Raw genomic sequence first — 25,845 nt, forward strand, 5'->3', positions numbered from 1 at the left:
GGAACCCCGATGAAAACCTATATCTGTATCGTTTGCGGCTTTGTGTACGACGAGGCCGCAGGCCGCCCCGAAGACGGCATTGCCGCAGGCACCTTGTGGTCCGACGTACCCGCCAGTTGGGAATGCCCTGATTGCGGCGTGGCCAAGGCCGACTTCGAGCCCGTCGAAATTTAATGGACCAGCCGCTCCTCATCATCGGCGCGGGGTTAGCCGGTTGGCAAACGGTGCGCGAGTTCCGCAAGCTCGACACCACCACGCCCATCACCCTGGTCACCGCGGACGCGGGCGACTTCTACGCCAAGCCCACGCTGTCCAACGCGTTTGGCCAGAAGCGCGGCCCGGCGCAGCTGGTGACCACCCCGGCGGCTACCATTGCGCAGAATTTGGGCGTCACCCTGCTGTCGCACACCCAGGTCACCGCCATCGACACCGCCGCTCAGGTGGTGCATACCAGCACCGGCCCGTTGGGCTACCGTGACCTGGTGCTGGCCACCGGCGCGCAGCCCATCCGCGTGCCGCTGGCGGGCGCGGCGGCGGACCAGGTGCTGTCGGTCAATTCGCTGGCCGACTTCGGCGTGTTCCACCAGCACCTCACCGCTCTGGGCGACGGCGCTCGCGTGGCCATCATGGGCGCAGGCCTGATCGGCTGTGAATTTGCCAACGACCTGGCCGGTGCGGGCTACGCCGTGGCGGTGGTCGATCCTGCAGACCGCCCCCTGGCCGCCTTGCTGCCGCCCACCGCCAGCGCCCAGCTGCAGGCCGCGTTGGCGGGCCTGTCGGTGCAATGGCACCTGGGCACCACGGTGCAGGCCGTGGAGCCGCTGGCCGGTGCGCTGTCGCTCACCTTGGCCAACGGCCAGACCATCGCCGCCGACATTGTGCTCAGCGCCATCGGCCTGCGGGCTGACACCACGCTGGCCCAGGCCGCAGGCATCGCCTGCGAGCGCGGCATCACCGTGAACCGCCAGTTGCGCACCAGTGCTCCCCATGTGTGGGCGCTGGGCGACGGCGCGCAGTACGCCAGCGCGGCCAGCCCCGGCGCGCCCACGGGCCGTACCTTGCCCTACGTGATGCCCATCATGGCCGCGGCCAAAGTGCTGGCGGCGAATCTGTGCGGCACCGAGGCGTCGCTGGAGTTTGCCGCCATGCCAGTGGCCATCAAAACCCCGGCCCTGCCCATCGTGGCGCACCCGCCCGCCCCCGGTTATCTAGGAGCATGGGTGGAGCAAACCCTGGGCGAATGGTGGTTTGCCCCGGCCGACGCACCCGAGCGGGCGCACGGCTTTGTGCTCACCGGAGCGCACACCAGCAAGCGCATGGCGCTGGTGAAGCAGATGGTGCCAGCCGCTTAAAACGCGGGCTGGCATGCGATGGGGCGGAGCGATCCGCCCCATCGCCTTTTCGTATCCAATGTGTATAATTTTATTAATCAATACACACGAGGGCGTTCTATGCGCACCAACATCGTCATCGACGACCACCTGATGGATGCCGCCATGCAGGCCGGGGGCTTTAAAACCAAGCGCGACGCGGTCGAAGAGGGCCTGCGCCTGCTGGCCCGCCGCGCCGCGTACCAAAACCTGCGTGCCCTGCGCGGCAAGCTGCAGTGGAGCCTGGACGGCGACTGGACCAGCAGCGACGGCCACAGCGTGCAAGAGCCCCGCCCCGCATGGGGGAGCAAGCCGCTGTGATCACCGCCGACTCCAGCATCTGGATCGACTACTTCAAAGGCACGGCCACCCCGTTTACGGAGGCGCTGGACACCGTGCTGGGCGACAGTTCGCACGAGCTGGTGCTGCTGGACGTGGTGCTGATGGAAGTACTGCGCGGCTTTCGCCACCCGCACGAGCTGCGGCTGGCGAAACAGGCGCTGGCTGCCTTGCCGGTGGTGACCGCCGGGGGCGAAGCCATCGCCCATCTGGCCGCCGACATCTACCGCGGCCTGCGCCAAAAAGGCCTCACCGTGCGCAGCCCCATCGACCTGCTGGTGGGGGCCTGGTGCATCCGCAACGACTGCGATTTGATACAGAACGACCGCGACTATGACGGTATGGTGGCCTTCATGGGTTTAAAAGGAATGCAATGACCAACCCCCGGTTTTTATCTTTGGCTTTGGCGGCCCTGTGCCTCTGGGGCGGCGCTGCCCGCGCCCAAACCGATGTGCCGCTGAACACCGCCCTGCGCGAAGAGGTGCAGATGGTCAAGAAGGCGGGCCTGTTCACCATCGAGCTGGAAACCACCTTCTTCCGACCGCCCGGCGCAGGGCCGTTCCCGGTGGTCATCATTAACCACGGCAAATCGGCCGGCAACACCAAGTTCCAGTCACGTGCCCGGTACGAGGCCGCCGTGCGCGAATTCTTGCAGCGCGGCTACCTGGTGGCGGTGCCCATGCGGCAGGGTTTTTCCAAGTCCAGCGGCTCCTATATCGGCGGTGGCTGCAATGTGGAGAGCAATGGCCGGGTGCAGGCCGAAGACGTGACTGCCGTGCTGGAGCACCTGAAAACCCTGCCCGATGCCGACACCAGCCGGGTGCTGGTGGTGGGCCAGTCGCACGGCGGGCTGACCACGCTGGCCTTTGGCACGCTCCCCATGCCTGGGGTCAAGGGCCTGGTGAACTTTGCCGGGGGCTTGCGGCAAGACAGTTGCCCGGGCTGGGAATCCAATCTGGTGCGGGCGTTCAAAAGCTATGGCGCGCAAACCAGCGTGCCCTCGCTCTGGTTTTATGGCGACAACGACTCGTATTGGAGTCCGGCGCTGTACCAGGAGATGTACCAAAAGTACCAGGAGGCCGGTGGCAAAGCCCGGCTGGTGGCGTTTGGCAACTTTGGCAGCGATGCACACGGCATGTTTGGCGGGCGCGCGGGCCTGCCCATCTGGGTGCCCGAGGTAGACGCGTTCCTGGCCGAGCTGGGGCTGCCCCACGCGGTGCTGGCCCATTTGCCCCTCACCAGCCATGCCACGCCACCCCCGCCCGCCACAGCTTTTGCCAAGATCAGCGACGAAAAAGCTATTCCCCGCAGCAAGGAAACCGGGCAGCAGGGCTTCCTGGCATATGTGGCCGCGGAATCGCCCAAGGCCTTTGCCATCTCGACCACCAGCACGGCCTGGGCCTACACCTCCGCGCGCTCCAACGCCATGCAGGCCGCGCTGGACCGCTGCAACGCAACGGCCAAAGACAGCAGTTGCAAGCTGTATGCGGTGGACGATGCCGTGGTGTGGGATGCGCCCGTCACGCCCTGAACCGCGTGGGATACTGCCCCCCAAAATAACGGAGACACCATGCGTTTTACCTTTCTCTGCCGCCCCGCTCTGTACCTGGTGGCCCTGTTCGGACTGGCCAGCCAGGCCCTGGCACTGAACATCCCCGGCAATGCCCCGCCCAAGGCGGTGGCCGACCAGCAACTCACCGTGGTCGACCGCACGCTAACGCTGCCCCAGGGCAACTGGAGCTATATCGCCCAGACCCAGTGGAATGCCTTGGGCCGCCCGCCAGCAGTACAGGTGCATGTGGCCTACGCCATGGACGTGCAAGACGGGCGCATGCGCGGCGGGGTGGTGCTGGAACTGCCTGCGCGCCGCTTCCCCGAGAGCAAATGGAAAACCGACGACTGCAACCTGTCCAGACCCCTGTACAGCAACGACTTTGGCAGCAACTGGCAAGCACCCGAATGCCTGCAGGTGTTCAAACGCAGCGGCCACCTGCTGGGCCTGCAAACCGATTTTTACGCCCAGGCGCAGCAATGGGCGAAGGCCGGGTCGGTGCGCCTGCCCGGGCCGGTGTACGAGGTGGTGTACGCCAAATACGCGTCCCACGAATATGGCCGGGTGCGGGTTTTCGTGCCCGCGCAGGCGGTAGACGACGACGCGGCCATGGTCGCCTGGGCGCAGCGCCTGCCCGATGCCTTGCGCGGCTTTTTTGAAAAGCGCGATGATCGCGCCACCTTGCCCAGCCTGCCCGAGCTGCCCGCAGACACCATGGCCGTGACCGAGCCGGTGGGGGCCGCCACCACGACCGCCTCGGGTGCGCTGGTGCGCATCGTTCCCTATGTCAGCTCTGGCTTTGCCGCGCTGAACGACGTGGCTGCCTTGCCCAAGGGCAACGACAACATGCGCAAAATCTACCGCGAATGGCTGGCCCAGCCCATGCCCCGGGCCTTTGCGCTGTCGGGCGAAAAAGTGGTCTACACCGTAGGCACCACCCCCACCGATGCCGCCGACCCTGCGGACCCCGCCGAGCGTGCGCTGGTACGCTGCCGCCGTATCAGCACCACCCCCTGCCAGCTTTATGCAGTGGACGAAACCGTGGTGTGGGTCCAACCCACAGCCCCCTGATGCCATGGACAGCTTCCTCACCTGGCTGCAGTCGCTAGCGCAGTACATCCCCAAGGGCACCGGTGCCGTGGGCGACGTGCTGGCCCAGGGCAGTGCGCACCTGGACATGCCTGCGCTGCTGGCCCTGGCCGCCGCTTTGGGCTGGGCCAGTGGCATCCGTTTGTATGCGGTGGTGTTTGTCACCGGGCTGGCCGGGTCGCTGGGTTGGCTGCCTTTGCCTGCGGGCCTGCAGGTGCTGCAGCACCCGGCCCTGCTGGCAGCCAGCGGGGCAATGCTGTTTGTGGAGTTTTTTGCCGACAAGATCCCGGGGCTCGATAGCCTGTGGGATGCGCTGCACTCGGTCATCCGTATACCCGCCGGGGCCGCGTTGGCCGCTGGCGTGTTTGGCGCTGATAACGCCACCATGGGCCTGGTGGCGGCGTTGTTGGGCGGCTCGCTGGCCGCCACTTCGTTTGCCACCAAGGCCGCCACGCGGGCGGCGGCCAACACCTCGCCCGAGCCGTTTTCCAACATCGGCCTTAGCCTGCTGGAAGACGGCCTGAGCCTGGGCGCGCTGTGGCTGGCGACCAACCACCCGGTGGCCTTTGGGTTGACGTTGGCGGTGGCACTGGTGCTCAGCGTCTGGCTGCTGGTGGTGCTGTGGTCGTTTCTAAAGACCGTGGTGCGCCGCGTGCAGGGCTGGTTTGGGCAGCCGGCCGAGATTTAAAAGAAATCGGCCCCCAGCGCTTATTCCATAAGCGCAAGAAGCTATAAAAATAATAGTATTTCAGCGCGGACCCAGCAGCGCAAAGGCGGCACCTTGCGGGTCGGTGCAGGGCACGATCCACAGGCCGCCGGGGACTTCGGAGGCGGCCTCCAGCGTTTTGCCGCCGTGGGCGCGCACGCGCTCGGCACCGGCATCGATCTGTTCTGCACAGATGTAGTACAGCCAGGTGGCGCGCTTGCCGCCGTCGGCGCGGCGCATCATGCCGCCAATGGCCACACCGCCCGAGGCAAACAGCTGGTAGGTGCCCAGGGGGCCCATGTCCATGGCCTGGTCGGCGGTCCAGCCGAACAGGTCGGCGTACAGGGCGAAGGCGGCGGTATCGTCCATCGCGTGCAGCTCGTTCCAGCCAAAGGTGCCGGGTGTGCCCATGGGCGGTTGGGCCGGGGGGGCTTCCGGCAGGCCCTTGAACAGGGCAAAGCCCGCGCCTTGCGGATCGCCCACGATGGCAAAGCGGCCCACACCGGGGATGTCGGTAGGGGGCACGTAGAGCATGCCACCGGCCTGGGTGACGCGCTGGGCGTGGGCATCCACATCGGGCACCGAGATGTAGCCGGTCCAGCAAGGCGGGGCTCCGGCGTTGGCTGCTTCGGGTGGCAGTGCCATGATGCCCGCCACCTGTGCGTTGCCCACCGATGCCAGCGCGTAGCGCATGCCGGGCATGCCTGCGTCTTTGAGCGTCCAGCCGACGACGGCCTGGTAAAAGGCTTCGGCTGCGGGGGCATCGCTGGTGGTGAGTTCGTACCAGACAAAGTTGGAAGGGACGGCTGTCATGGGTGTCTCCGGTTGAAATAGCAAATGGAAATTCTAGGAGTTTGCCGGTACGGCAGCAGACACAATATGCGGCAAATTTGAAACACAAGGAAACCTGGATGCGGATCGCTTTGTACAACCCCGATGGCGCGGCGCAATTCTGGATCGACGGCTTGCACGCCGTCTGGCCCGAGGCCGAGGTGGCCTTGTGGAGCCCTGGCAGTGCCCCGGCGGATTACGCCATCGCCTGGGCCCCGCCGCAGGCGTTTTTTGACGAACAGCCGGGCCTGCGGGCCGTGTTCAACCTGGGCGCGGGCGTGGATGCGCTGATGCGCCTGCACATCCCGCCACAGACGCAGGTGGTGCGCCTGGAAGACGCGGGCATGGCGGTGCAGATGGCCGAGTACGTGTGCCACGCGGTGCTGCGGCACTTTCGGGGGGTGGATGCGTACGAGGCCGATGCCCGCGCCGGGCGCTGGCGCAAGCAGCTCCCGGCGCTGCACAGCGATTTCCCGGTGGGCATCATGGGCCTGGGTGTCTTGGGTACACGGGTGGCGCAGGCACTGCGCAGCTTTGAATTCCCGGTCAACGCCTGGAGCCGCCAGCCCAAGCGGGTGGACGGCGTGCGCTGCTTTGCCGGTGCTGCGCAGCTGGATGCCTTTCTGGAGTCCAGCAAGGTGCTGGTCTGCCTGCTGCCGCTGACGGTGGACACGCAAAACATCCTGAACCAGCAGAGCCTGTCGCGCCTGCAGCCGGGCGGCTATGTCATCAACGTCGCGCGCGGCGCGCACCTGGTGGATGCCGACCTGCTGGCCCTGCTGGACAGCGGCCATCTGGCCGGGGCCACGCTGGACGTGTTCCGCACCGAGCCGCTGCCGCCCGAGCACCCGTTCTGGGGCCACCCGAAGGTCCACATCACGCCGCACATCTCGGCGCGTACGCTGGAGGCCGAGAGCCTGGCGCAGATCATCACCAAGCTGCAGGCGCTGCTGCAAGGCCAGCCGGTGGATGGCGTGGTGCAGCGTGACAGGGGGTATTGATGTGCTGCGCTGAACTGGCATCGCTGCCCGAAGGCGTACAGCGCGTGGCCGCCTTGCTGCAAGCCCAAGGCCACGCCGAGATGCCGCGCATGCTGGACGATGCGGCACGCACCGCGCAGCAGGCGGCCGATGCGCTGGGCATTGCGGTGGGGCAGATCGCCAAGAGCATCATTTTTCGCCGGGTGTCGGACGATTGCGCCGTGCTGGTGGTGACCTCGGGTGACCAGCGGGTGGATGAGCAAAAGCTCACCGCGCTGGTGGGGCCGGTGGGGCGGGCCGATGCGGCGTTTGTGAAGGCCCGCACCGGTTTCAGCATCGGTGGCGTGGCCCCGGTGGCGCACGCTAATCCGCCTGTGACGCTGATCGACCGCGAGCTGTTTCGGTTTGCGCAGATCTGGGCGGCTGCCGGGCATCCGCACGCGGTGTTTGCGCTGTCACCCGACGACCTGGCGCGGCTGACGGGTGCGCCGGTGGTGGATGTGGTGGTATGAATACTATGGATTTAATAGCTGCTCACGCCCTTGCCATAAGCGCTGGGGGTCTAAAAGATGCTGAAGTGGCATCTCCTTGCGTGGGGGTCTGCCAGATGGACGCGGTGGGTGTGTTGTGCACCGGCTGCCTGCGCACGCTGGACGAGATAGGCGCCTGGCGCAGCCTGGATGGCCCGGGCCGGTTGGCGGTGTGGGTGCTGGTTGCCCGGCGCGCCCAAGCGGGCTAAAACAAAAAAACCGTTCGTACCGGTCTGGTAGACCCGTACGAACGGTTGGGCATGGCCTACTCAGAGGGCCATGCAGAGGGGCCGGTTTCAGTGTCCCGATGCGCCCGATGCGCCGAATCCGGTTTCCGAGCGCACTTGTTGCGCCTTGAAGGCATCGCGTTCTTTGGCGGCCTGCGGGCTGCGGTCCAGGACCGAGAACAGCCAGATGCCGACAAAGCCGATGGTCATGGAGAACAGCGCTGGCGAGGTGTAGGGGAACCAGGCCGAGCCCTTGGCAAAGCCCAGCGTCACTTCCCACACCGCAGGCGACACCACGGTCAGGCCCACCGACGAGATCAGACCCAGGAAGCCACCCACCACTGCGCCACGGGTGGTGCAGTCTTTCCACAGCACCGACATGAACAGCACCGGGAAGTTGGCCGAGGCCGCAATCGCGAAGGCCAGCGACACCATGAAGGCGACGTTTTGCTTCTCGAACGCAATGCCCAGTGCCACGGCCACAATGCCCAGCGCCACGGTGGTGATGCGCGATACCTTCAGCTCGGAAGCGCTGTCGGCCTTGCCCTTTTTGAACACGGTGGCGTACAGGTCATGCGACACGGCGGAGGCGCCCGACAGGGTCAGCCCTGCCACCACGGCCAGGATGGTGGCAAACGCGACTGCGGAGATGAAGCCGTAGAAGACATTGCCGCCCACGGCCTTGGCTACCAGCACCGCCGCCATGTTGCTCGATCCGCCGCCGCCTTTGATGATGCCCTTGGCGGTGTCAGCGAACTCGGGGTTGGTCAGCACCAGGGTGATGGCACCAAAACCGATGATGAAGATCAGCACGTAGAAGTAGCCGATCCAGGTGGTGGCCCAGAGCACGGATTTGCGGGCTTCCTTGGCGTTGGGTACGGTGAAGAAGCGCATCAGGATGTGCGGCAGACCAGCGGTACCAAACATCAGCGCCATGCCGAAGGAGATGGCCGAGATCGGGTCTTTCACAAAGCCCCCTGGCCCCATGATGGACAGGCCGATTTTGGCGGCCTCTTCGGGGAGCTTGCCGTCGTTGGCAGCGAACTGGGTTTTCACTTCCACCGCCTTGGCAAACAGCGCCTCGGGGCTGAAGCTGAACTGCGCCAGCACCATGAAGGCCATGAAGCTCACGCCCGCCAGCAGCATGCAGGCTTTGATGATCTGCACCCAGGTGGTGGCCGTCATGCCGCCGAACAGCACGTACACCATCATCAAGCCGCCCACGATCACCACGGCCAGCCAGTAGTCCAGGCCGAACAGCAGCTTGATCAGCGCACCGGCACCCACCATCTGGGCGATCAGGTAGAAAGCCACCACCACCAGTGTGCCGGAGGCCGCAAACATGCGGATCGGGGTTTGCTGGAAGCGGTACGCGGCCACGTCGGCAAAGGTGAACTTGCCTAGGTTGCGCAGGCGCTCGGCCATCAGGAAGGTGATGACGGGCCAACCGACCAGGAAGCCGATGGAGTAGATCAGGCCGTCGTAGCCGAAGGCCATGACGGTGGCGGTAATGCCCAGGAAGGACGCTGCCGACATGTAGTCGCCAGCAATCGCCAGGCCGTTCTGGAAGCCGGTGATGCCACCGCCTGCGGTGTAGAAGTCAGAGGCCGATTTGGTCTTGGCGGCTGCCCATTTGGTAATGAACAGGGTGGCGACAACGAAGATCGCAAACATGCTGATGGCAACCCAGTTGGTGGGCTGTTTGTCCACCTGGCCCAGGTCGCCACCGGCGGCCATGGCCGCACCAGTTGCCAGCATCAGCGCCACAGCGCCCAAGGATTTCAGGATGGCTTTCATTTGGAGGCATCCTTCAGGATTTCAGCGGTCAGGCGGTCGTATTCGCCATTGGCGCGGCGCACGTAAATGGCGGTGATCAGTACGGTAAACACAATTACACCCATGCCTATGGGAATGCCCAGCGTGGTCACACCTGCGCCCAAGGGGGTGGCTAAAAATGGCTTGTCAAACGCGATGAGCGCGATGTAGCCGTAGTACGCCAGCATCATCATGGCCGTCAGCAGCCAGCCAAAGCGGGTGCGCTTGCGTTTGAGTTCGTGGTATTTGGGATTGGCCTCTATCTTGGCCACGATCGGGTCCGTCATATGTGTCTCCTCGGGTTGTTGGTTGAGCCCCGCCTGCAAAACGGGAGGAGCCTTGTTACCGCACCGCCAGTGTGGAGAGGAGGGCTGACCTTGAACTTACGAATACTTCTGCCTAGGGTATGTACTTAACATGTAAGTGGATGTGTGTTTTTGTCAGCAAATGGTCAGGGTGTGTTCTTAAATTGCATTCAGGTCGCCCCTGAGGCGGCCCTTACAACACCAGGAGACAAACGTATGGCAACAGCAACAGCGACGGTAGGGGCAGGCGTGCCCCCAAGGCCCATGACGAAGGAGGAAAAGAAGGTCATCTTCGCGTCCTCGCTCGGCACGGTTTTCGAGTGGTACGACTTTTATCTGTACGGTTCTTTGGCGGCCATCATCGCCAAGCAGTTCTTTGGCGGGCTTGATCCCACATCGGCCTATATCTTTGCACTGCTGGCATTTGCGGCGGGCTTTTTGGTGCGGCCTTTTGGCGCGATTGTGTTTGGCCGATTGGGCGACATGATCGGGCGCAAATATACTTTTCTGGTCACCATCTTGATCATGGGTTTGTCCACTTTCGTTGTGGGCCTGTTGCCCAACTATGCGTCCATCGGCATTGCGGCCCCCATCATTTTGGTGGTCTTGCGCATGCTGCAAGGACTGGCTTTGGGCGGTGAGTACGGCGGTGCCGCCACCTACGTGGCCGAGCACGCGCCGCACGGCAAGCGCGGGGCGTATACGGCCTGGATCCAGACCACGGCAACGCTGGGCTTATTCCTGTCGCTGATTGTCATCTTGGGCTGCCGCGAACTGATGGGGGCTGAGTTTGAGGTCTGGGGCTGGCGCATTCCGTTCCTGGTGTCCATCCTGTTGCTGGGCGTGTCGGTGTGGATCCGTTTGACGATGAACGAGTCGCCTGCTTTCCAGAAAATGAAGGCCGAAGGCAAGACCTCCAAAGCACCGCTCACCGAGTCGTTTGGTCAATGGAAGAACCTGAAGGTGGTGATTCTGGCGCTGGTGGGTTTGACGGCGGGCCAGGCGGTGGTGTGGTACACGGGTCAGTTCTATGCGCTGTTCTTCTTGACCACAATTGCCAAGGTGGACAGCACCACGGCCAACTTGTTCATTGCGGCAGCGCTGGTGATCGGTACGCCGTTCTTCATCTTCTTTGGTGCACTGTCCGACAAAGTGGGTCGCAAGCCCATCATCATGGGTGGCTGCCTGATTGCGGCGTTGACATATTTCTCGGTGTTTCCGGCTTTGCTGCAATATGCCAACCCTGCGCTGGTGGCGGCGCAGAAATCGGTGCCAGTGGTGATTACCGCCGACCCGGCGCAATGCTCTTTCCAGGGCAGCCCGATCGCGCGTGACATCGATTTCAGCAGCTCCTGCGACATCGCCAAGCGCACGCTGACGCAAAACTACATCCCTTACACCAATGTGGATGGCGCGCCTGGCAGCATGGCCACCATCAAGCTGGGTGACAAGGAGATTGCGTCCGTCACCGGTATCTTGAACGAGAAGCGCGATGCGTTTTCTGCCGAGGGCAAAAAAACCATCGATGACTTCCGCAAGACTGTGGTGGATACGGCCAAGGCAGCTGGCCTGACCGCCAAGGCAGACAACGCGGCGATGAACAAGCCGATGGTGCTGCTGATCCTGGTGTATCTGGTGATTTTGGTGACCATGGTGTATGGCCCGATTGCCGCCATGCTGGTGGAGATGTTCCCCACCCGCATCCGCTATACCTCAATGTCCCTGCCGTACCACATCGGTAATGGCTGGTTCGGCGGCTTGCTGCCGACCACGGCGTTTGCCATGGTGGCTGCGACGGGCGATATCTTCTACGGTCTGTGGTATCCGGTGGTGGTGGCTGCAGCCACCTTTGTGATCGGTATGCTGTTCATCAAGGAAACCAAGGATATTGATATTTACGCCAACGATTGAGTTGGTCGCCTGGAGCCCGCTGGCGGTGTCAGCGGGCTCTGCAGCAGGGTGGGCACCACGTTTTGGATGCCTCCGTGCTCGTCGTGGTATACGGTCACGATGGCATGGTTACGCCAAGTATTGATGGCGGTGCTGGGGTGGTTGATGAGCTCGCCCATGGCGGTATCCGACGGGACATCCGTCTCCCGGCGGCGGTCGATGCCCCGAAACCGCAAGTGGTTGTAGGTGGCCCACAGAATCAATGCGCCACCCATGACACCCACTACCACGCAGTAAACGGACAGCAGGTTCATGAAGGCTTTGTAGCCGTCCAGGTCAATCATCTGGAGTTGGAAGCGTTGCCCAAAAAATAGCCAACCCAGCAGGGTTATCAGCGGCAACCACAAAATCACCCAGGCCAACCAGAAGGCGGCGGTGATGGCTCCAAACATGGCCTTTTGCTGCCAGGCCTGCAGGTCGGGGCGGTCGATGATGAGGGGGCTTTTCATGGTTGCAGTCCTCGGTCCGGGCTTTTCCAGGTGGCACGCTGGCGGCCCCGGAGCAGCACTTTGGGAATGGCGACCAGGGTGGTGAATACGTTGAGCACCCAAAACGCCAGCGGATACCAGATCATCCAGTAGTAGTAGCGGCCCAGGCCTTTTTCATAGCGCGAATCCAGCCACATGCTGATGGCAAATTGCAGCAGGCAGGTAGTGCCAATGACCACGCCGTTCCAACCAGGTAGCAGCGTGTCAATCTTTAGCTCGGGGGGGAGTTCCATGAACTGCCCAAGGGTATACAGCGCAAATACCGCCGCCATGGTGTAGGCCCAGAGCACGCTGGTGAAATATTCCAGGTACACCGGCAGCATGCGACGGTGCCGCCAGCGGCCAAACAAACCGTTCTGGCTGAACAGCACCTGGGTGCCACCCATGGCCCAGCGCAGGCGCTGCCGCCATAGTCCGCGCAGGGTTTCGGGCATCAGGATCCAGCACAGGGCGTTGGGTTCAAAGCGCACATCCCAATGGCGCATTTGCAGCCGCCAGCTGATGTCGATGTCTTCGGTCAAGGCATCAGGGTTCCAGTAACCCGCGTCGTGTAATGCGGCACGGCGAAAGCACACCATCACGCCCGACACCGTGAACATCTTGCCGTAGGTGCGCTGCGCTCGCTTGATCAGGCCGATGATGGAAGAAAACTCGCCTACCTGGATACGGCCGATCAAGGTCGAGCGGGTACGGATGCGCGGGTTGCCCGACACCGCGCCCACGCGCGGACTGTTGACCAGGTGCCGCATCATCCAGTGCAGGCAGTGCGGGTCTACCAACGAGTCGCCGTCGATGCACAAAAAGAAGTCGTACTTGGCCATCATGGCGGCGGTGTTCAGGCCCACGGCCTTGCCCTGGTTCTTGGCCAGGTGGATAACGCGAATGCGGCTGTCTTTGCGCGCCATGGCATCCAGCATTTGGGGTGTTGCATCGGTGCTGCCGTCGTCGATCAGCAAGATCTCGTAGGTGGGGTAATCGATGGCCAGCAAGGCCTCTACCGTGTCTTCGATGTTGCTGGCTTCGTTGTGGCAGGGCACCAGGATGCTGACCGGAGGGTACTCGGTCAGCGCGGGCGGCTGGTCGTACGGCGGGTCGTTGCGCTCGTAGTGGAAGTAGTAATACAGTCCGCCACACATCCACAGGTAGGACATGAACAGCGGGTAGTAGAACGTGAAGTCAAACAGCATCTGGATGGCAGAGCCGGAAAAGAGGTGTTCCAACTTAGATCTCCTGCGGGTGCGCAAATGGGCACGGGGTCATGGTCAAAATCTCCAATTCAGGGTCGCGTCGATGTAGCGGCTGTTTTCATATTTTCCGTCGTAAGGAAAACGCCGTGCACCGATGCCGTAGCGCAGTGACCGATCTGGCCCCCACTGCCATTCATGCTCGTAGTGCACGCCATAAAACGGGTTCCAGCCGTAAGTGTGGCCATAGCTGGCGCTGCTGCTGCCGTCGCCGCTTTGCTGGCGGTACAGGCCCACGGACACCGCTACCCGCTGGTTGAAGCTGCGCTCGTAATGCCGCCAGGTCAGCCAGTCGGCCGCCAGGGTGCCCGACAAGGCAAAGTCGCGCTGGGGATTGAAGTACACCGCGTCGCGCAGGCTATTGGTGCTGGTGTAGGCGGCAGTTTGCAGGTCCAGCGTGCGGCCATAGCCGCTGTACAGGCGCTCCGACCAGCTGGCGGCCAGAGCGGTGCGGTTGTTGCCGTCGTTGAAACGGTAGCTGGAGACATCGGCGGCCACGCGGCGCGACTCGTTCCAGCGGTAGGCCACACCGACCGTTTTTTTGTCAGCATGCAGGTACGTGGGAGCGCCGAGATTGGACTCCACATCCGGCACCCGGCCCTTCAGCGGGAAGTCGTTGGTTTGGGTCTCAAAGCGGCCACGCAGGGACAACTGGTCGTTGATCTGCCAGTTTGCACCCACGGCTCCCACAGCATTGCGGCCATTACGCAGATCGGTGCCCACTTCTATGGTGGCCTGCAGGTCGCGCTGGGTCCATTCCAGCCCTATGCCGCCGCGCTCATGGCTGGCCTCACCCTGGTACAGGTGGGCGCTGTCCCACCACCATTGGGCACGGGCCAGATGGTGGGTGGCAAACAGACGCAGGCCCTGGTCGTTTTGGCCGCTATACAAGGTGCTGGACCAGGTCATGTCGTCATTGCCGTTGACATGGCCTCTGCCAAAACCCCATGTGGCACCACTGGTAAAAAAGGGCCGTTGCTTGCGCTGCCATGCGCGCGCCAGGCGTTGCACGGCGGGGTGCTCGGGGGCTTCAGCTTGCAACGCTGCCACCATCCTCGCGGCCTCGGGAATGTCACCCTGGGCCCATGTGGCATCGGCCAAACCTACCTTGGCCTTGGTGCTTGCGGGTTCAGCGGCCAACACGGCGCGGTAGCGTTCGGCAGCGGCGCGGGGGAGGCCCCGCTGTGCAAGCAGGTCGGCCTGGTCCAGCCAGAGACCCACATCGGTGGGGAATTCAGACGCGAGTTGCGCCAAGGCGGTTGCTGCAGGCTGGATGCGATCGGCAAAACGCAAGGCCGACACCTCGGTGCGGCGCGCGGCAGGGCTGCGTTGGGTCGCTTCCAGGCGCTGCTGCACGATCTGCTCCATGCCGGGGAAATTTTCGGCTTCCAGCTCGGCATACATCAGGCCAGTTTGGGTGCCGCCGTTGCCAGGGTCGGCCGCCAGAGCACGCTGGTACAAGGAGCGGGCCTGTTCGGGTTGGCGCAGCGTCATATGGGCATCGGCGGCGGCGGCCAATGCATAAGCGGGCAGGGTGCCGCCCTCAGCCTCCAGGGCCTGGAATTCGTTCAGTGCCTGGGAAGACGCACCACGGGCCTGCAGGCCGACGATGTGGTCCAGGCGCAGGCGGCGTGCAATGGCTGTTTGTTGGGCCGCGAGGGCCTCGCGGGTCAGCATGCTGTTTTCGGTGAGTGCCGCATCCATAGGTCCATAGCGGGCCGGGGTGAAGTCGGCGTCCAGTACGGCCATGGCGGCCCGGATGCGTGCGCCGTTCTGGGCCTGCTCGGAGGACCAATCGCGACTGGACTGCGGCGGTGCTGCAGGCGTTGCCGAAGTCACAAGCGGCGCCGGGAATTGCTGGGCTTGCAAGGCCATGACCAGGCCCTGGGCCGCATCGGCATCGCGGGGGTGGCGTGCCAGCAGACTACGGTAGGCGGCTTCCGCCCGCTGTGGCTGGCCACCATGGAGTGCAGACTTGCCGATGGCGGAGACCACGTAATCGGGGACCTGGGTGGTGAGCCCCAGCATCTGGCTGGCGGTCAGTGCCTCGGCATGCCGGTTGGACCAGCTCAGCACCGCGATCCAGTCGTAACGGTAGACGGGGCTATGAGGGTTCTGTTGCACCAGCCGCTCCAGCATCGGCAAAGCGGCATCAAAGCGGCCGGCACGGGCGTTGTCTATGGCCTGCTGGTAGGCGCTAGGTGGTTCAGAGGCCGCCTGTACGCCAGCTGCAAGTGATGCAATGGCCAAGGCCAGAAATAGCGTTGATTTTGGAGTTTGTGTTCCCATAAGATTCCATTTCAGGTCACTGCTGCGGCCCACGATAGCGATAAAAGTGTGCCGGTTTTCTGGTTGGTACTGTGTTTTTTTGATTCGTGGGTTACAAAAAATATTGCACCTATCAAAAAAAATGCGCCCGTCGCTTACAGCGATCGGGCGCACTGCAATGGTTTAAACGGCGGCGCGGGGTGCTACGCGACGGCTTTTGCGTGAGCCCCACAGGCCCAACAGGCCCAAGCCCATCAAGGCAATGCTGCTGGGTTCAGGCACCTTGTTGTAGAGCACGTTGTTGTCGATCACCGACCAGGCGGTGGCACCTGGACCACGCCAGCCCAGGTCGATCACGCCGGCTTCTTCGCGGTTGAAGTAGCTCAGGTCGATGCCGTAATAGCCCGCGCCCAGACTGATGCCGGTGCTGCCGTTTTCGTCGGCCAATGAGTACATGTCGCGGCCCGGGCTACCCACGACCGAGTTGTGGGCCATCGCCAGGCTGGTGCCGTTGGCGCCCAATAGATTGAACAGAAACCCATCGTCGGCAAACACCCCAAAGTCGTACAGCCCCGCCGTGGCCACGTAGATATAGCCGGTAAAGATGGCGGCATAGTTTTGCTCGCCTGCGCAGGTGGCGCTGTCTTTGGTTGCCAAATTGCAGCTGTTGGTCCCGCCGACGATAGGGGTCAGTGTGCGGTTGTAGTCCGGGGCCCAGGGGTTGCCATAGCCGCCACTGCTAACGGTGTTGTTGTAGATGTTGTTCGAATAGCTGATGGCGCCCAGGGTGCTGGCTGTGGCCGTGACGTATGGATTTCTGCCCGCAGCAATGTCCGCAATGTCGGTGGCCGCCCAGAGCCCAGAGCCCCAGCTGAAGTTCTGGATGGCATCGGTTTGGCCGTAGCGGCTGGAGGTCGGATCGGTCTCGGTGTAGCTGTAGTTGCTGAAATGGGCGCTGTTGTCCACTTTGTACCAGGTGCCTGCGAGGCCTGCACCGGAGCCGGTGGGTGCGGAGCCCATGTTCAGAGGGTCCAGCGTGGGAATGGCATGGGCGGCGCTGGAGAAAACCAGGCCCGCACCCACGCAGACTGCGGTCAGGCTGAGCTTTTTCAAAGTAAGTGTGTTCATGGTATTGATCCTTTTATGTAGATAACTTTTGTATGCAATGAATTATCTTTGCTTTAAAAAAGTGCAATGTGCCGTACTTCACGGCAAGTTCTGTTTTGTAGGCAGTCCATGCCTTGTTCGTGATGAAGTGCCCAATAACCCCAGGTTTCGGGCGCTGGCATGCCCTCCCTACAATGGCTCGCCTTACCCCCCCAGAGCACTGCACTTATGACCCAGGGAACCATCCGCATCCGCGGAGCGCGCCAGCACAACCTCAAGAATTTGGACCTGGATATCCGCACCGGCGAGCTCACGGTGGTGACCGGCCCCAGCGGGTCCGGCAAGTCCAGCCTGGTGTTTGACACCCTGTTTGCCGAAGGGCAACGCCGCTATGTCGAGACCTTCTCGGCCTACGCGCGCCAGTTCCTGGACCGCATGGACAAGCCCGCCGTGGACAAGGTGGAGGGCGTGCCCCCGGCGATTGCCATCGACCAGACGAATCCGGTGCGCTCCAGCCGCTCCACGGTTGGCACCATGACCGAGCTGAACGACCATTTGAAGCTGCTGTACGCCCGCGCGGGGTCGCTGTTTGACCGCGCAACCGCTTTGCCCGTGCGGCACGACACGCCCGAAAGCATCTACGCCGAGCTGTGCGAACGCGCGGCAGCGGCGCAAAACCCTCGCCTGGTGCTCACATTCCCCGTCGAACTCCCCGGCAACACCAGCGCCGAAGAAGTGGCGCAATGGCTGTCTGCCAGTGGCTTCACCCGGGTGCAGGCCGAGCGCGAGGTGGAGGTGGACGCACCTGCTACGCCCGCTAAAACCAGCAAGAAAACTACTGTGACCCCCACCACCCGTAAGGTGCTGGATGTGGTGGCCGACCGCTTCCGCATCGCGGGTGCCGAAAAAGCCCGCGCACTGGAAGCAATAGAAGTTGCGCTGAAACGCGGCGGTGGGCGTGTCAACGTTTACGTGCTATCGGCGGATGAAACGCAAGAGCCCCTGCTGTGGAAGTTCTCCACCGGCCTGCACTGCGCCGAGAGCGATGTGCGCTACACCGACCCGATTCCGTCGATGTTTTCCTTCAACTCACCGGTGGGTGCCTGTGAAACCTGCAAGGGCTTTGGCCGTGTGATTGGGGTGGACTACGGTCTGGTCATTCCCAACGACAAGCTGACTTTGCGCGCCGGGGCCATCAAACCCATGCAGACCCCTGCCTGGCAGGAGTGCCAGGACGACCTGATGCGCCACGCCGAGGCTGCGGGCATTCCGCGCGACACGCCGTACTACAAGCTCACGCCCGAACACCAGCACTGGGTCGTCAACGGCTCGCCCAACTGGAACGGCAAGTGGAACCAGCACTGGTTCGGTGTGAAGCGCTTTTTCGAGTACCTGGAAACCAAGTCCTACAAGATGCACATCCGGGTGCTGCTGTCCAAGTACCGCAGCTACACCACCTGCCCGGCCTGCGAGGGCGCACGGCTCAAGACCGAGAGCCTGCTGTGGCGACTGGGCAGCGTAGACGATGCGAATGCGGTGCTGGACCCGGCCAAGCGCCACCTGCCCCAGGGCGTGTCGTGGAGCCGTGCCCAGCTAGAGGAATTGCCCGGCCTGTGCCTGCACGACCTGATGCTCTTGCCCATCGACCGGCTGCGCCGCTTCTTTGACTTGCAAGCCGACCGCATTCTGGGCACCCGCGCCGAACGCGGTGGGGACGAGCAGGCGCTGAAGCTGCTGCTGGACGAGATCACCACCCGGCTCAAATACCTGTGCGACGTGGGCATTGGCTACCTCACGCTGGACCGGCAAAGCCGCACCCTCAGCGGTGGCGAGGTCCAGCGCATCAACCTCACCACGGCACTGGGCACCTCGCTGGTCAACACCCTGTTTGTGCTGGACGAGCCCAGCATCGGCCTGCATCCGCGCGACATGCACCGCATCATCGAAGCCATGCAGCGTCTGCGCGACGCGGGCAACACCCTGGTGGTGGTGGAGCACGACCCGGCAGTCATGCTGGCGGCAGACCGCATGATCGATATGGGTCCCGGCCCCGGCGAACGCGGCGGGCAGATCGTGTTCGACGGCAGCACCCATGATTTGCGCAGTGCCGACACATTGACGGGCGCCTACTTGGGTGGCCGCAAGACCATCGGCATGGGTTTCAAAAAACTGGTGACCGACAGCACGCCGCGCCTGGTGTTGGAAGGCGCGCGCGCGCACAACCTGCAGAACGTCTCGGTTGAGTTTCCCCTGCAGCGCCTGGTGTGCATTACGGGTGTCAGCGGCTCCGGCAAGTCCACGCTGATCCAGGACGTGCTGGCCCCGGCTTTGCTGCGCCACTTTGGCAAAGCCACCGACACCCCCGGCCTGCATGACCGCCTGCTGGGGGCCGACTTTTTGAGCGACGTGGTGTTCGTGGACCAGTCGCCCATAGGCAAAACCGCCCGTTCCAACCCCGCCAGCTACGTGGGTGCCTGGGATGCCATCCGCGAGATCTTTGCCAATGCGCCCGCGTCGCGCCAGCGCGGTTACACCGCCAGCAAGTTCAGCTTCAACAGCGGCGATGGCCGTTGCCCTACCTGCGGCGGCTCGGGCTTTGAGCATGTGGAGATGCAGTTCCTGAGCGACGTGTACCTGCGCTGCCCGGACTGCGACGGCAAACGCTATCGGCCCGAAGTGCTGGAGATCACCATCGAGCGCCGCGCCGTGCAGGATGCCCGGTTGGTGGCCTTGAACGTGGCCGATGTGCTGGACCTGACGGTCAGCGAGGCTGCTATTATTTTTGAAGGTGACCGTGATGTGATACGGGCGCTACAGCCGATTGTGGATGTAGGTTTGGAGTATGTGAGGCTGGGCCAGCCCGTGCCTACTCTGTCGGGCGGTGAGGCCCAGCGCCTCAAGCTGGCGGGCTTTTTGGCCGAGGCCGCCAAAAGCAGCAACCGCCAGCCGCTGGCCAAAAAAGGCACGCTGTTTCTGTTCGACGAGCCCACCACCGGCCTGCACTTTGACGACATCGCCAAACTGATGCGGGCGCTGCGCAAGTTGCTGGACGCAGGCCATTCCCTGGTGGTGATCGAGCACAACCTGGATGTGATCCGCGCCAGCGACTGGCTGATCGACATGGGCCCCGAGGGCGGCTACGGCGGTGGCCTGGTCGTTGCCGAGGGCAAGCCCGAGGACGTGCGCCACCACCCCACATCGCACACCGGTGCGGCCCTGCGCGAGTACGAATCCACCCTCGGGCTGGGGGCGCAAGTGGCCCGCGAGAAGTCGGCGGCATGGATGGTTTCGCCCAAAGTCGTGCCCCCTAACGCCATCCAGATCGTCAACGCCAAGGAGCACAACCTCAAGTCGCTGAGCGTGGACATTCCGCGCGGCCAGTTCAATGTGGTGACCGGCGTGAGCGGCTCCGGCAAGTCCACGCTGGCCTTCGACATTTTGTTCAACGAGGGCCAGCGCCGCTACCTGGAGTCGCTCAACGCCTACGCCCGCAGCATCGTGCAGCCCGCAGGCCGGCCCGAGGTAGACGCGGTCTACGGCATCCCGCCGACAGTGGCTATCGAGCAGCGCCTGAGCCGGGGCGGGCGCAAGTCCACCGTGGGCACCACCACCGAGGTGTGGCACTTCCTGCGCCTGCTGTACGTGAAGCTGGGCACGCAGCACTGCATCCATGACGGCACGGCGGTACAGCCACAAACCCCCGACAGCATTGCCGCGCAATTACTCAAAACCTTTCGCGGCCAGCACATTGGCCTGATGGCCCCGCTGGTGCTGAACCGCAAGGGCGTGTACACCGAGCTGGCCGACTGGGCGCGGCCCCGCAACTACACCCACCTGCGGGTGGACGGCGACTTTTTGCCCACCACCAATTTCCCGCGCATCGACCGCTTCAAGGAGCACACCGTCGAGCTGCCGGTGCTGAGCCTGGACGTGAGCCCCGGCGGCGAAGCCCGCCTGCGCGAAGGTCTGATGACCGCGCTGGAACACGGCAAAGGCGTGGTGCACGTGCTGACCCACATCGACGGGCTCAAGGCCGCAATGGATGCGGGCGAACCCACCGCGCACATCGGCCAGGTGATGGTGTTCTCCACCAAACGCGCCTGCCCGGTGTGCAGCACCAGCTACGCCGAGCTGGACCCGCGTTTGTTCAGCTACAACAGCAAGCACGGCTGGTGCCCTGACTGCGTGGGCACGGGCGTGAAGCTCACCCGCGACCAGCGGGCCGTGTTCGACGACTCGGTGCGCGCCGACGACACCGGGGGCCGCGAGCAAACCTTTGCCGAGCCCGAGGTGGAAGACCTGCATGACGTGGCCTGCCCCACCTGCCAGGGCACCCGCCTGAACGCTACCGCACGCGCCGTGCGTTTTGCCGGTGTGGGCATTACCGACCTGGCCCGCCTCAGCGTGAGCGACATCCGCGTCTGGGTGCAGGCCCTGCAGGTGGCCGGGCAAATGAGCCAGCGCGAGGGCGATATTGCCCGCGACCTGGTGCCCGAAATCCAGAGCCGCCTGGAGTTTCTGGAAGAGGTGGGCCTGGGCTACCTGACCCTGGACCGGGGCGCGCCCACCCTGAGCGGTGGCGAGGCCCAGCGTATCCGCCTGGCCGCGCAGCTAGGCAGCAACCTGCAAGGCGTGTGCTACATCCTCGACGAGCCCACCATCGGCCTGCACGCCCGCGACAACCACATCCTGCTCAACGCCCTGCACACCCTCAGCAGCAAGGGCAACACCCTGGTGGTGGTGGAGCACGACGAAGACACTATCCGCCGTGCCGACCACATCATCGACATCGGCCCCAGCGCGGGCAAGCGTGGCGGGCGGCTGGTGGCGCAAGGCAGCGTAGCGGATATTTCGGACGCGGCAGAGTCCGTCACGGGCCGCTACCTGCTGCACGCCATGCGGCACCCGCTGCAAGCGCGGCGCACCGTGGACGCGTTTGACGCGGCGGCGGTGGCGCTGCCGGTGGCCGATCTGCCCTACGTGGCCCCCACGGCCAAGAGCAAGGCAGCAGCCAAGAAGAAGGCGGCTACCGAGCCGGAAGCGGTCGCCGTGGCCGAACCCTTGCAATGGCTGGTCGTCACCGGTGCCACCATGCACAACCTGCAAAACGTCACCGCCTACGTGCCCTTGAAACGCCTGGTGGCCGTCACCGGGGTCAGCGGCTCCGGCAAGTCCACATTGGCGCGCGACGTGCTGCTGGCGAATGTGCAAACGGCGGTCGTCCAGCGCAGCACCAAGGCCGGACGCGAGAGCTGGGCCGCAGGCCAACACGCGCCGTGGCTGGGCTGTACCGACGTGGCGGGCTTTGCCGCCATCGACCGCGTGCTGGAAGTGGACCAAACCCCCATCGGCAAAACCCCGCGCAGTTGCCCCGCCACCTACATCGGCTTCTGGGACACTATCCGCAAGCTGTTTGCCGAAACGCTGGAAGCGCGCGCGCGCGGCTACGGCCCGGCACGTTTCTCGTTCAACACCGGTGAAGGCCGCTGCCCCAGCTGCGAAGGCCAGGGCCTGCGCACCATCGCCATGAGCTTCATGCCCGACGTGAAGGTGAAGTGCGAAACCTGCCACGGTGCCCGCTTCAACCCCGAGACGTTGACGGTGACCTGGCGCGGCAAAAGCATCGGCGACGTGCTGCAGATGGAAGTGGACGAAGCCGTCGATTTCTTCGCCGTGATGCCCGTCATCGCCTACCCGCTGCAGCTGCTGAAAGACGTGGGCCTGGGCTACCTGACCATCGGCCAGCCGTCTCCCACGCTCAGCGGCGGCGAGGCCCAGCGCATCAAGCTGGTGACCGAGCTGGCCAAGGTGCGCGACGACATCACCAAGCGTGGCCAAAAAGCCCCGCACACCCTGTACGTGCTGGACGAACCCACCGTGGGCCTGCACATGGCCGACGTGGAAAAGCTCATCCGCGTGCTGCACCGCCTGGTCGACGGCGGCCACAGCGTGGTGGTCATCGAGCACGACCTGGACGTGATCGCCGAAGCCGACTGGGTGATCGACCTGGGGCCGGACGGCGGCAACGGCGGTGGCCGGATTGTGGCAGCGGCTGCACCGGAGACGGTGGTGGCTTTGGGCACAGCGACGGGGCTGGCGTTGCAGCCAGTGTTGGCGCGTTAGGTCTGCTATGGAATAAGGAGCTCCTCGTGCTGGTGGAATAAGCACGGGAGGCACTTTTTATCTGTATTTTTGGGGCCTAATCCAGCACCGGCAACTGGTGCGATGCCTTGACCTGCCGCAGCGCCAGGCTGGAGTGGATCAGGCTTACGCCCGGCATGCTGCGCAGCACGGTTTCCACGAAGTCGCTGTAGGCATCCAGGCTGGGTGCTACCACCTGCAGCAGGTAGTCGGCCTGGCCGGTGACCTTGTGGCAGCTCAGTACCTCGGGCCGCTGCTGGATGGTGTCTTCAAAGTGCTGCACCGATGCGCCGGTGACTACGCCGAAGGTGAGTTGCACAAAGGCCAGGATGTCCAGCCCGAGCTTGCGGCGGTCCAGGTTAGCTTGGTAACCGGTGATGAAGCCCGCGTCTTCCAGGCGCTTGAGCCTGCGCCAGCAGGGCGTGACGCTGAGGGCGACCGCTCCGCCAACTGCGGCGTGGACAGCGTGCCGTCTTTTTGCAAGAGCCGCAAAATAGTGCGGTCTGTGCTGTCTAGTGTGTGTGTTGAGGTGATCGTACCCATAAGTAGCCTTGAAATGCGGTTTTCATTGCGCATGGTAGCCCTGGGCAGGGTGATAAAGCAAAGCTATTCCAGCGCGTCGGCGGCATACTTTGGGCTCCTTCGCATGGAAAGAAACTCCGCATGATCACCGTCTACAACCACCAACACGCCCTGCACCAGGGCAAACTGGAAATGTTCCGGGGCCAACTGGTCCCTTGTTTCGAGGTGCCCGCCCGGGCCGACGATGTGCTGCAGGAGTTGCAGCGCCGCAAACTGGGCGAGGTGCTGTCTCCGCAAGACTGCGGATTAGGGCCTATGGAGCGCATCCACAGCCCGCGCTACCTGGACTTTCTGGCCGGGGCCTGGGCCGAATGGTTGGCGCTGGACCCGGCCAATGCCACGCGCGATGCGCTGCCCTCGGTATGGCCGGTGCGCAGCTTTCGCAGCGATGTGCTGCCCGCCAACTTCTCGGCCCGCATGGGCTTGTTTTCCTATGACGCGGGCACGCCGCTGACCTCGGGCACCTGGGCCGCGGCCTACGCCGGGGCCTGCTGTGCGGTAACCGCCGCGCAAGCTGTCAGCGGCGGTGCGCGCAGTGCGTTTTCGCTGAGCCGCCCACCGGGCCACCATGCGGGGGCCGACTTTTTTGGTGGTTACTGCTTCTTGAACAACGCGGCCATTGCCGCCCAGGCGCTGCGTGACGCAGGGGCCGACCGGGTGGCGGTGCTGGACATCGACTACCACCACGGCAACGGCACGCAGGCCATTTTTTATGAGCGCTCCGACGTGTTTTTTGCCAGCGTGCACGGCGATCCGCACACCGAATACCCGTTCTACCTGGGCTACGCGGATGAGGCCGGGCAGGGTGCGGGGCTGGGGGCGAACCTGAACCTGCCGCTGCCGCGCGGTACCGGCTTTGCGCGCTGGCGCGAGGCGCTGGCCGTCGCCTTGCAGCGGATTGCGCAGAGCGGGGCGCAGGCGCTGGTGGTGTCGTTGGGGCTGGACACCTTTGAGGGCGACCCGATCTCGGGTTTTCAGCTGCGCAGCGAAGACTATTTCCGGGTGGGTGAAGACCTGGCGGCGGCGGGCCTGCCCACAGTGTTTGTGTTCGAGGGCGGCTACGCGGTGGACGCGCTGGGCACGAATACGGTGAATGTGCTGGAGGGTTATGCCCAGAGGGCATGAGGCTGTAGGCTTTTTGTCACCTTAATTCACGCCTGGGCTGGTAGAGTGGGTCGCTTAGTGGTTTCCACTCTTGCTCTTTTTCAGGTTACTTATATGCGCCAACTCTCTCCCGCAGGCCAGCAGGCCGTTAACGACATTGCCCAGCGCCAGGGTTTCAGCACCCAGGCGGTGGAATCCATGCTGGAGTCGGTCATCAACGGCAACGGCAGCATGGCCCAGTTCAACCACCCGGAATTTGGTGGTGGCGGCCAGTGGATGTCGGGCGGCATGACCATGATTGGCGACATGTTCAACGGCTACCTCAAGGGCCGTGTCGACAACCTGTGCAGTGAGCTGGCCCGCCTGATCAGCAACCAGCCCGACCTGCTGCGCAGCGGCAGCTTCCAGAGCCAAAGCCAGAACGGCAGCACCCAATACAACGGCTCGAACAATTCCAATGGTTCGGGCAATGGCAACAGCCTGTTTGCTCCTGCGCCCCCCGATTGGTGGGGCCCGGACCTGCGTTTCCCCAACAGCACCGGCGGGCAAAACGACATGCGCTACGCCTACTTTGCGCAGGCCCGTCGCCTGGCGATCGACCTGGCTGGCCAGGTCACCGTGTACGACACGCTGGACCACAGCATCGGTGGCGTGTCGCAGCAAAGCAGTGGCTACGCGCCCCAGTTCAGCAGCCAGTATGGCTATGTGAACCTGTCGCAGTTGCCGGTGGTCAGCATCAATGGCATGGCCCCTGCGTCAGCACCGGCCCCGATGCCCGCTCCGGCTTTCAACAGCCATAACGACAGCAGCTACAACACCGGCTCCGCCAATGCCGGTGACGTGTTTGCCAGTATCGAAAAATTGGCCAGCCTGCAGGCCAAGGGTATCCTGACCGCGCAAGAGTTCGCCACCAAAAAGGCCGAACTGCTGAGCCGCCTGTAACCGTATCGCCAGGCTCCAGCCCCCGCAAACCTGTACCAGGGTTGCGGGGGCTTTTTTGTGGGCGCTACCCCGTCCGTGCTGCTTTCAAATGTAAATCGTCTTGCTATTATAAAAATAGCAAATTACGCTTGTTGAATAAGCGCGGAGGCCTATTTTTACCTGATTAGCTACCTGCCTCAGACCTACTTGCAATTTAGACTGGATGCGTAAATACTGTGTTTATTAACAGTTATTTGCGAAGTGCCCCATGTCCATGAACCGCATCCAGTTCCAGC

The 25,845-nt window shown here is 63.6% G+C and carries 22 protein-coding genes and 1 pseudogene; 14 read left to right on the plus strand and 9 right to left on the minus strand.

Translation table 11 applies throughout. The features are described 5' to 3' along the window. Positions 1-9 precede the first annotated feature (9 nt). The 7 genes from AC097O_RS22010 (at position 10) to AC097O_RS22040 (ending at position 5,038) form a co-directional block, all read left to right on the plus strand. The gene (locus AC097O_RS22010) at positions 10-174 is read left to right on the plus strand and encodes a rubredoxin (protein WP_315209063.1); all 165 of its coding nucleotides are present in this window, start codon (positions 10-12) and stop codon (positions 172-174) included. Then, entirely contained in the window at positions 174-1,352 is a 1,179-nt protein-coding gene (locus AC097O_RS22015; protein ID WP_479595107.1) for an FAD-dependent oxidoreductase, read from the plus strand. Before AC097O_RS22010 ends, AC097O_RS22015 begins: the two co-directional genes overlap by 1 nt. Before the next feature lie 99 nt (positions 1,353-1,451). Continuing rightward, the gene (locus tag AC097O_RS22020) at positions 1,452-1,691 is read left to right on the plus strand and encodes a type II toxin-antitoxin system VapB family antitoxin (RefSeq protein WP_479595108.1); all 240 of its coding nucleotides are present in this window, start codon (positions 1,452-1,454) and stop codon (positions 1,689-1,691) included. Beyond that, positions 1,670-2,086: a type II toxin-antitoxin system VapC family toxin gene (gene vapC / locus AC097O_RS22025; protein ID WP_479595109.1), complete on the plus strand. Its 417-nt coding sequence runs from the start codon at positions 1,670-1,672 to the stop codon at positions 2,084-2,086. Before AC097O_RS22020 ends, vapC begins: the two co-directional genes overlap by 22 nt. Continuing rightward, a complete protein-coding gene (locus tag AC097O_RS22030) occupies positions 2,083-3,240 on the plus strand; it encodes a dienelactone hydrolase family protein (RefSeq protein ID WP_479595110.1) in 1,158 nt (385 codons plus the stop codon). Before vapC ends, AC097O_RS22030 begins: the two co-directional genes overlap by 4 nt. Before the next feature lie 39 nt (positions 3,241-3,279). Then, positions 3,280-4,332 carry a hypothetical protein gene (locus tag AC097O_RS22035; RefSeq protein ID WP_479595111.1) on the plus strand — a complete coding sequence of 351 codons (1,053 nt, stop codon included), beginning with the start codon at positions 3,280-3,282 and terminating at the stop codon, positions 4,330-4,332. A gap of 4 nt (positions 4,333-4,336) precedes the next feature. Then, entirely contained in the window at positions 4,337-5,038 is a 702-nt protein-coding gene (locus AC097O_RS22040) for a DUF4126 domain-containing protein (protein WP_479595112.1), read from the plus strand. Positions 5,039-5,098: 60 nt separating this feature from the next. On the opposite strand, the gene AC097O_RS22045 is transcribed toward AC097O_RS22040, so the two are convergent. Further along, entirely contained in the window at positions 5,099-5,869 is a 771-nt protein-coding gene (locus tag AC097O_RS22045) for a VOC family protein (RefSeq protein WP_479595113.1), read from the minus strand. A 98-nt stretch (positions 5,870-5,967) separates the two neighbouring features. On the opposite strand from AC097O_RS22045, the gene AC097O_RS22050 reads away from it, so the two are divergent. The 3 genes from AC097O_RS22050 to AC097O_RS22060 all read left to right on the plus strand — a co-directional run bounded on the left by AC097O_RS22050 (position 5,968) and on the right by AC097O_RS22060 (position 7,606). Continuing rightward, positions 5,968-6,888, plus strand: a complete 921-nt coding sequence (locus tag AC097O_RS22050; protein WP_479595114.1) for a 2-hydroxyacid dehydrogenase — start codon at positions 5,968-5,970, stop codon at positions 6,886-6,888. Continuing rightward, entirely contained in the window at positions 6,888-7,379 is a 492-nt protein-coding gene (locus AC097O_RS22055; protein ID WP_479595115.1) for a YbaK/EbsC family protein, read from the plus strand. Before AC097O_RS22050 ends, AC097O_RS22055 begins: the two co-directional genes overlap by 1 nt. A 65-nt stretch (positions 7,380-7,444) precedes the next feature. After that, the gene (locus AC097O_RS22060) at positions 7,445-7,606 is read left to right on the plus strand and encodes a DUF1289 domain-containing protein (protein WP_479595116.1); all 162 of its coding nucleotides are present in this window, start codon (positions 7,445-7,447) and stop codon (positions 7,604-7,606) included. Positions 7,607-7,693: 87 nt separating this feature from the next. Here AC097O_RS22060 and AC097O_RS22065 read toward each other — a convergent pair whose 3' ends face one another. Beyond that, the gene (locus tag AC097O_RS22065) at positions 7,694-9,421 is read right to left on the minus strand and encodes a cation acetate symporter (RefSeq protein ID WP_479595117.1); all 1,728 of its coding nucleotides are present in this window, start codon (positions 9,419-9,421) and stop codon (positions 7,694-7,696) included. Next, positions 9,418-9,726: a DUF485 domain-containing protein gene (locus AC097O_RS22070; RefSeq protein ID WP_315209103.1), complete on the minus strand. Its 309-nt coding sequence runs from the start codon at positions 9,724-9,726 to the stop codon at positions 9,418-9,420. The genes AC097O_RS22065 and AC097O_RS22070 overlap by 4 nt, the downstream gene beginning before the upstream one ends. A gap of 234 nt (positions 9,727-9,960) precedes the next feature. Here AC097O_RS22070 and AC097O_RS22075 point away from each other — a divergent pair, with 234 nt between their 5' ends. Beyond that, positions 9,961-11,655, plus strand: a complete 1,695-nt coding sequence (locus AC097O_RS22075; RefSeq protein WP_479595118.1) for an MFS transporter — start codon at positions 9,961-9,963, stop codon at positions 11,653-11,655. On the opposite strand, the gene pgaD is transcribed toward AC097O_RS22075, so the two are convergent. The 4 genes from pgaD to AC097O_RS22095 all read right to left on the minus strand — a co-directional run bounded on the left by pgaD (position 11,640) and on the right by AC097O_RS22095 (position 16,822). Next, positions 11,640-12,143 (minus strand): poly-beta-1,6-N-acetyl-D-glucosamine biosynthesis protein PgaD, encoded by a 504-nt coding sequence (gene pgaD, locus AC097O_RS22080; protein WP_479595119.1) that lies wholly within the window; start codon positions 12,141-12,143, stop codon positions 11,640-11,642. The two genes, AC097O_RS22075 and pgaD, sit on opposite strands and share 16 nt — an antisense overlap. After that, on the minus strand, positions 12,140-13,402 hold the full coding sequence (gene pgaC, locus AC097O_RS22085) for a poly-beta-1,6-N-acetyl-D-glucosamine synthase (protein WP_479595120.1): 1,263 nt from the start codon (positions 13,400-13,402) through the stop codon (positions 12,140-12,142). Before pgaC ends, pgaD begins: the two co-directional genes overlap by 4 nt. Before the next feature lie 42 nt (positions 13,403-13,444). Beyond that, positions 13,445-15,715, minus strand: coding sequence for a poly-beta-1,6 N-acetyl-D-glucosamine export porin PgaA (gene pgaA / locus AC097O_RS22090; RefSeq protein WP_479595121.1), 2,271 nt, complete (start codon positions 15,713-15,715; stop codon positions 13,445-13,447). A 162-nt stretch (positions 15,716-15,877) separates the two neighbouring features. Then, positions 15,878-16,822 (minus strand): PEP-CTERM sorting domain-containing protein, encoded by a 945-nt coding sequence (locus AC097O_RS22095; protein ID WP_479595122.1) that lies wholly within the window; start codon positions 16,820-16,822, stop codon positions 15,878-15,880. A gap of 207 nt (positions 16,823-17,029) precedes the next feature. On the opposite strand from AC097O_RS22095, the gene uvrA reads away from it, so the two are divergent. Then, positions 17,030-22,924 carry an excinuclease ABC subunit UvrA gene (gene uvrA, locus AC097O_RS22100; RefSeq protein WP_479595123.1) on the plus strand — a complete coding sequence of 1,965 codons (5,895 nt, stop codon included), beginning with the start codon at positions 17,030-17,032 and terminating at the stop codon, positions 22,922-22,924. 76 nt (positions 22,925-23,000) lie between these two features. Here uvrA and AC097O_RS22105 read toward each other — a convergent pair whose 3' ends face one another. Next, positions 23,001-23,261, minus strand: a complete 261-nt coding sequence (locus AC097O_RS22105; RefSeq protein ID WP_479595127.1) for an Lrp/AsnC ligand binding domain-containing protein — start codon at positions 23,259-23,261, stop codon at positions 23,001-23,003. 66 nt (positions 23,262-23,327) lie between these two features. Then, a pseudogene (locus AC097O_RS22110) lies at positions 23,328-23,518 on the minus strand (Lrp/AsnC family transcriptional regulator); the annotation flags it as partial. Between the two features lie 87 nt (positions 23,519-23,605). Between AC097O_RS22110 and AC097O_RS22115 the strand changes: the two are divergent. Then, positions 23,606-24,649, plus strand: a complete 1,044-nt coding sequence (locus AC097O_RS22115) for a histone deacetylase family protein (protein WP_479595124.1) — start codon at positions 23,606-23,608, stop codon at positions 24,647-24,649. A 93-nt stretch (positions 24,650-24,742) separates the two neighbouring features. Next, a complete protein-coding gene (locus AC097O_RS22120) occupies positions 24,743-25,570 on the plus strand; it encodes an SHOCT domain-containing protein (protein WP_479595125.1) in 828 nt (275 codons plus the stop codon). Positions 25,571-25,845: the final 275 nt, after the last annotated feature.

Source organism: Rhodoferax sp. LS1P39 (genome assembly GCF_056521425.1).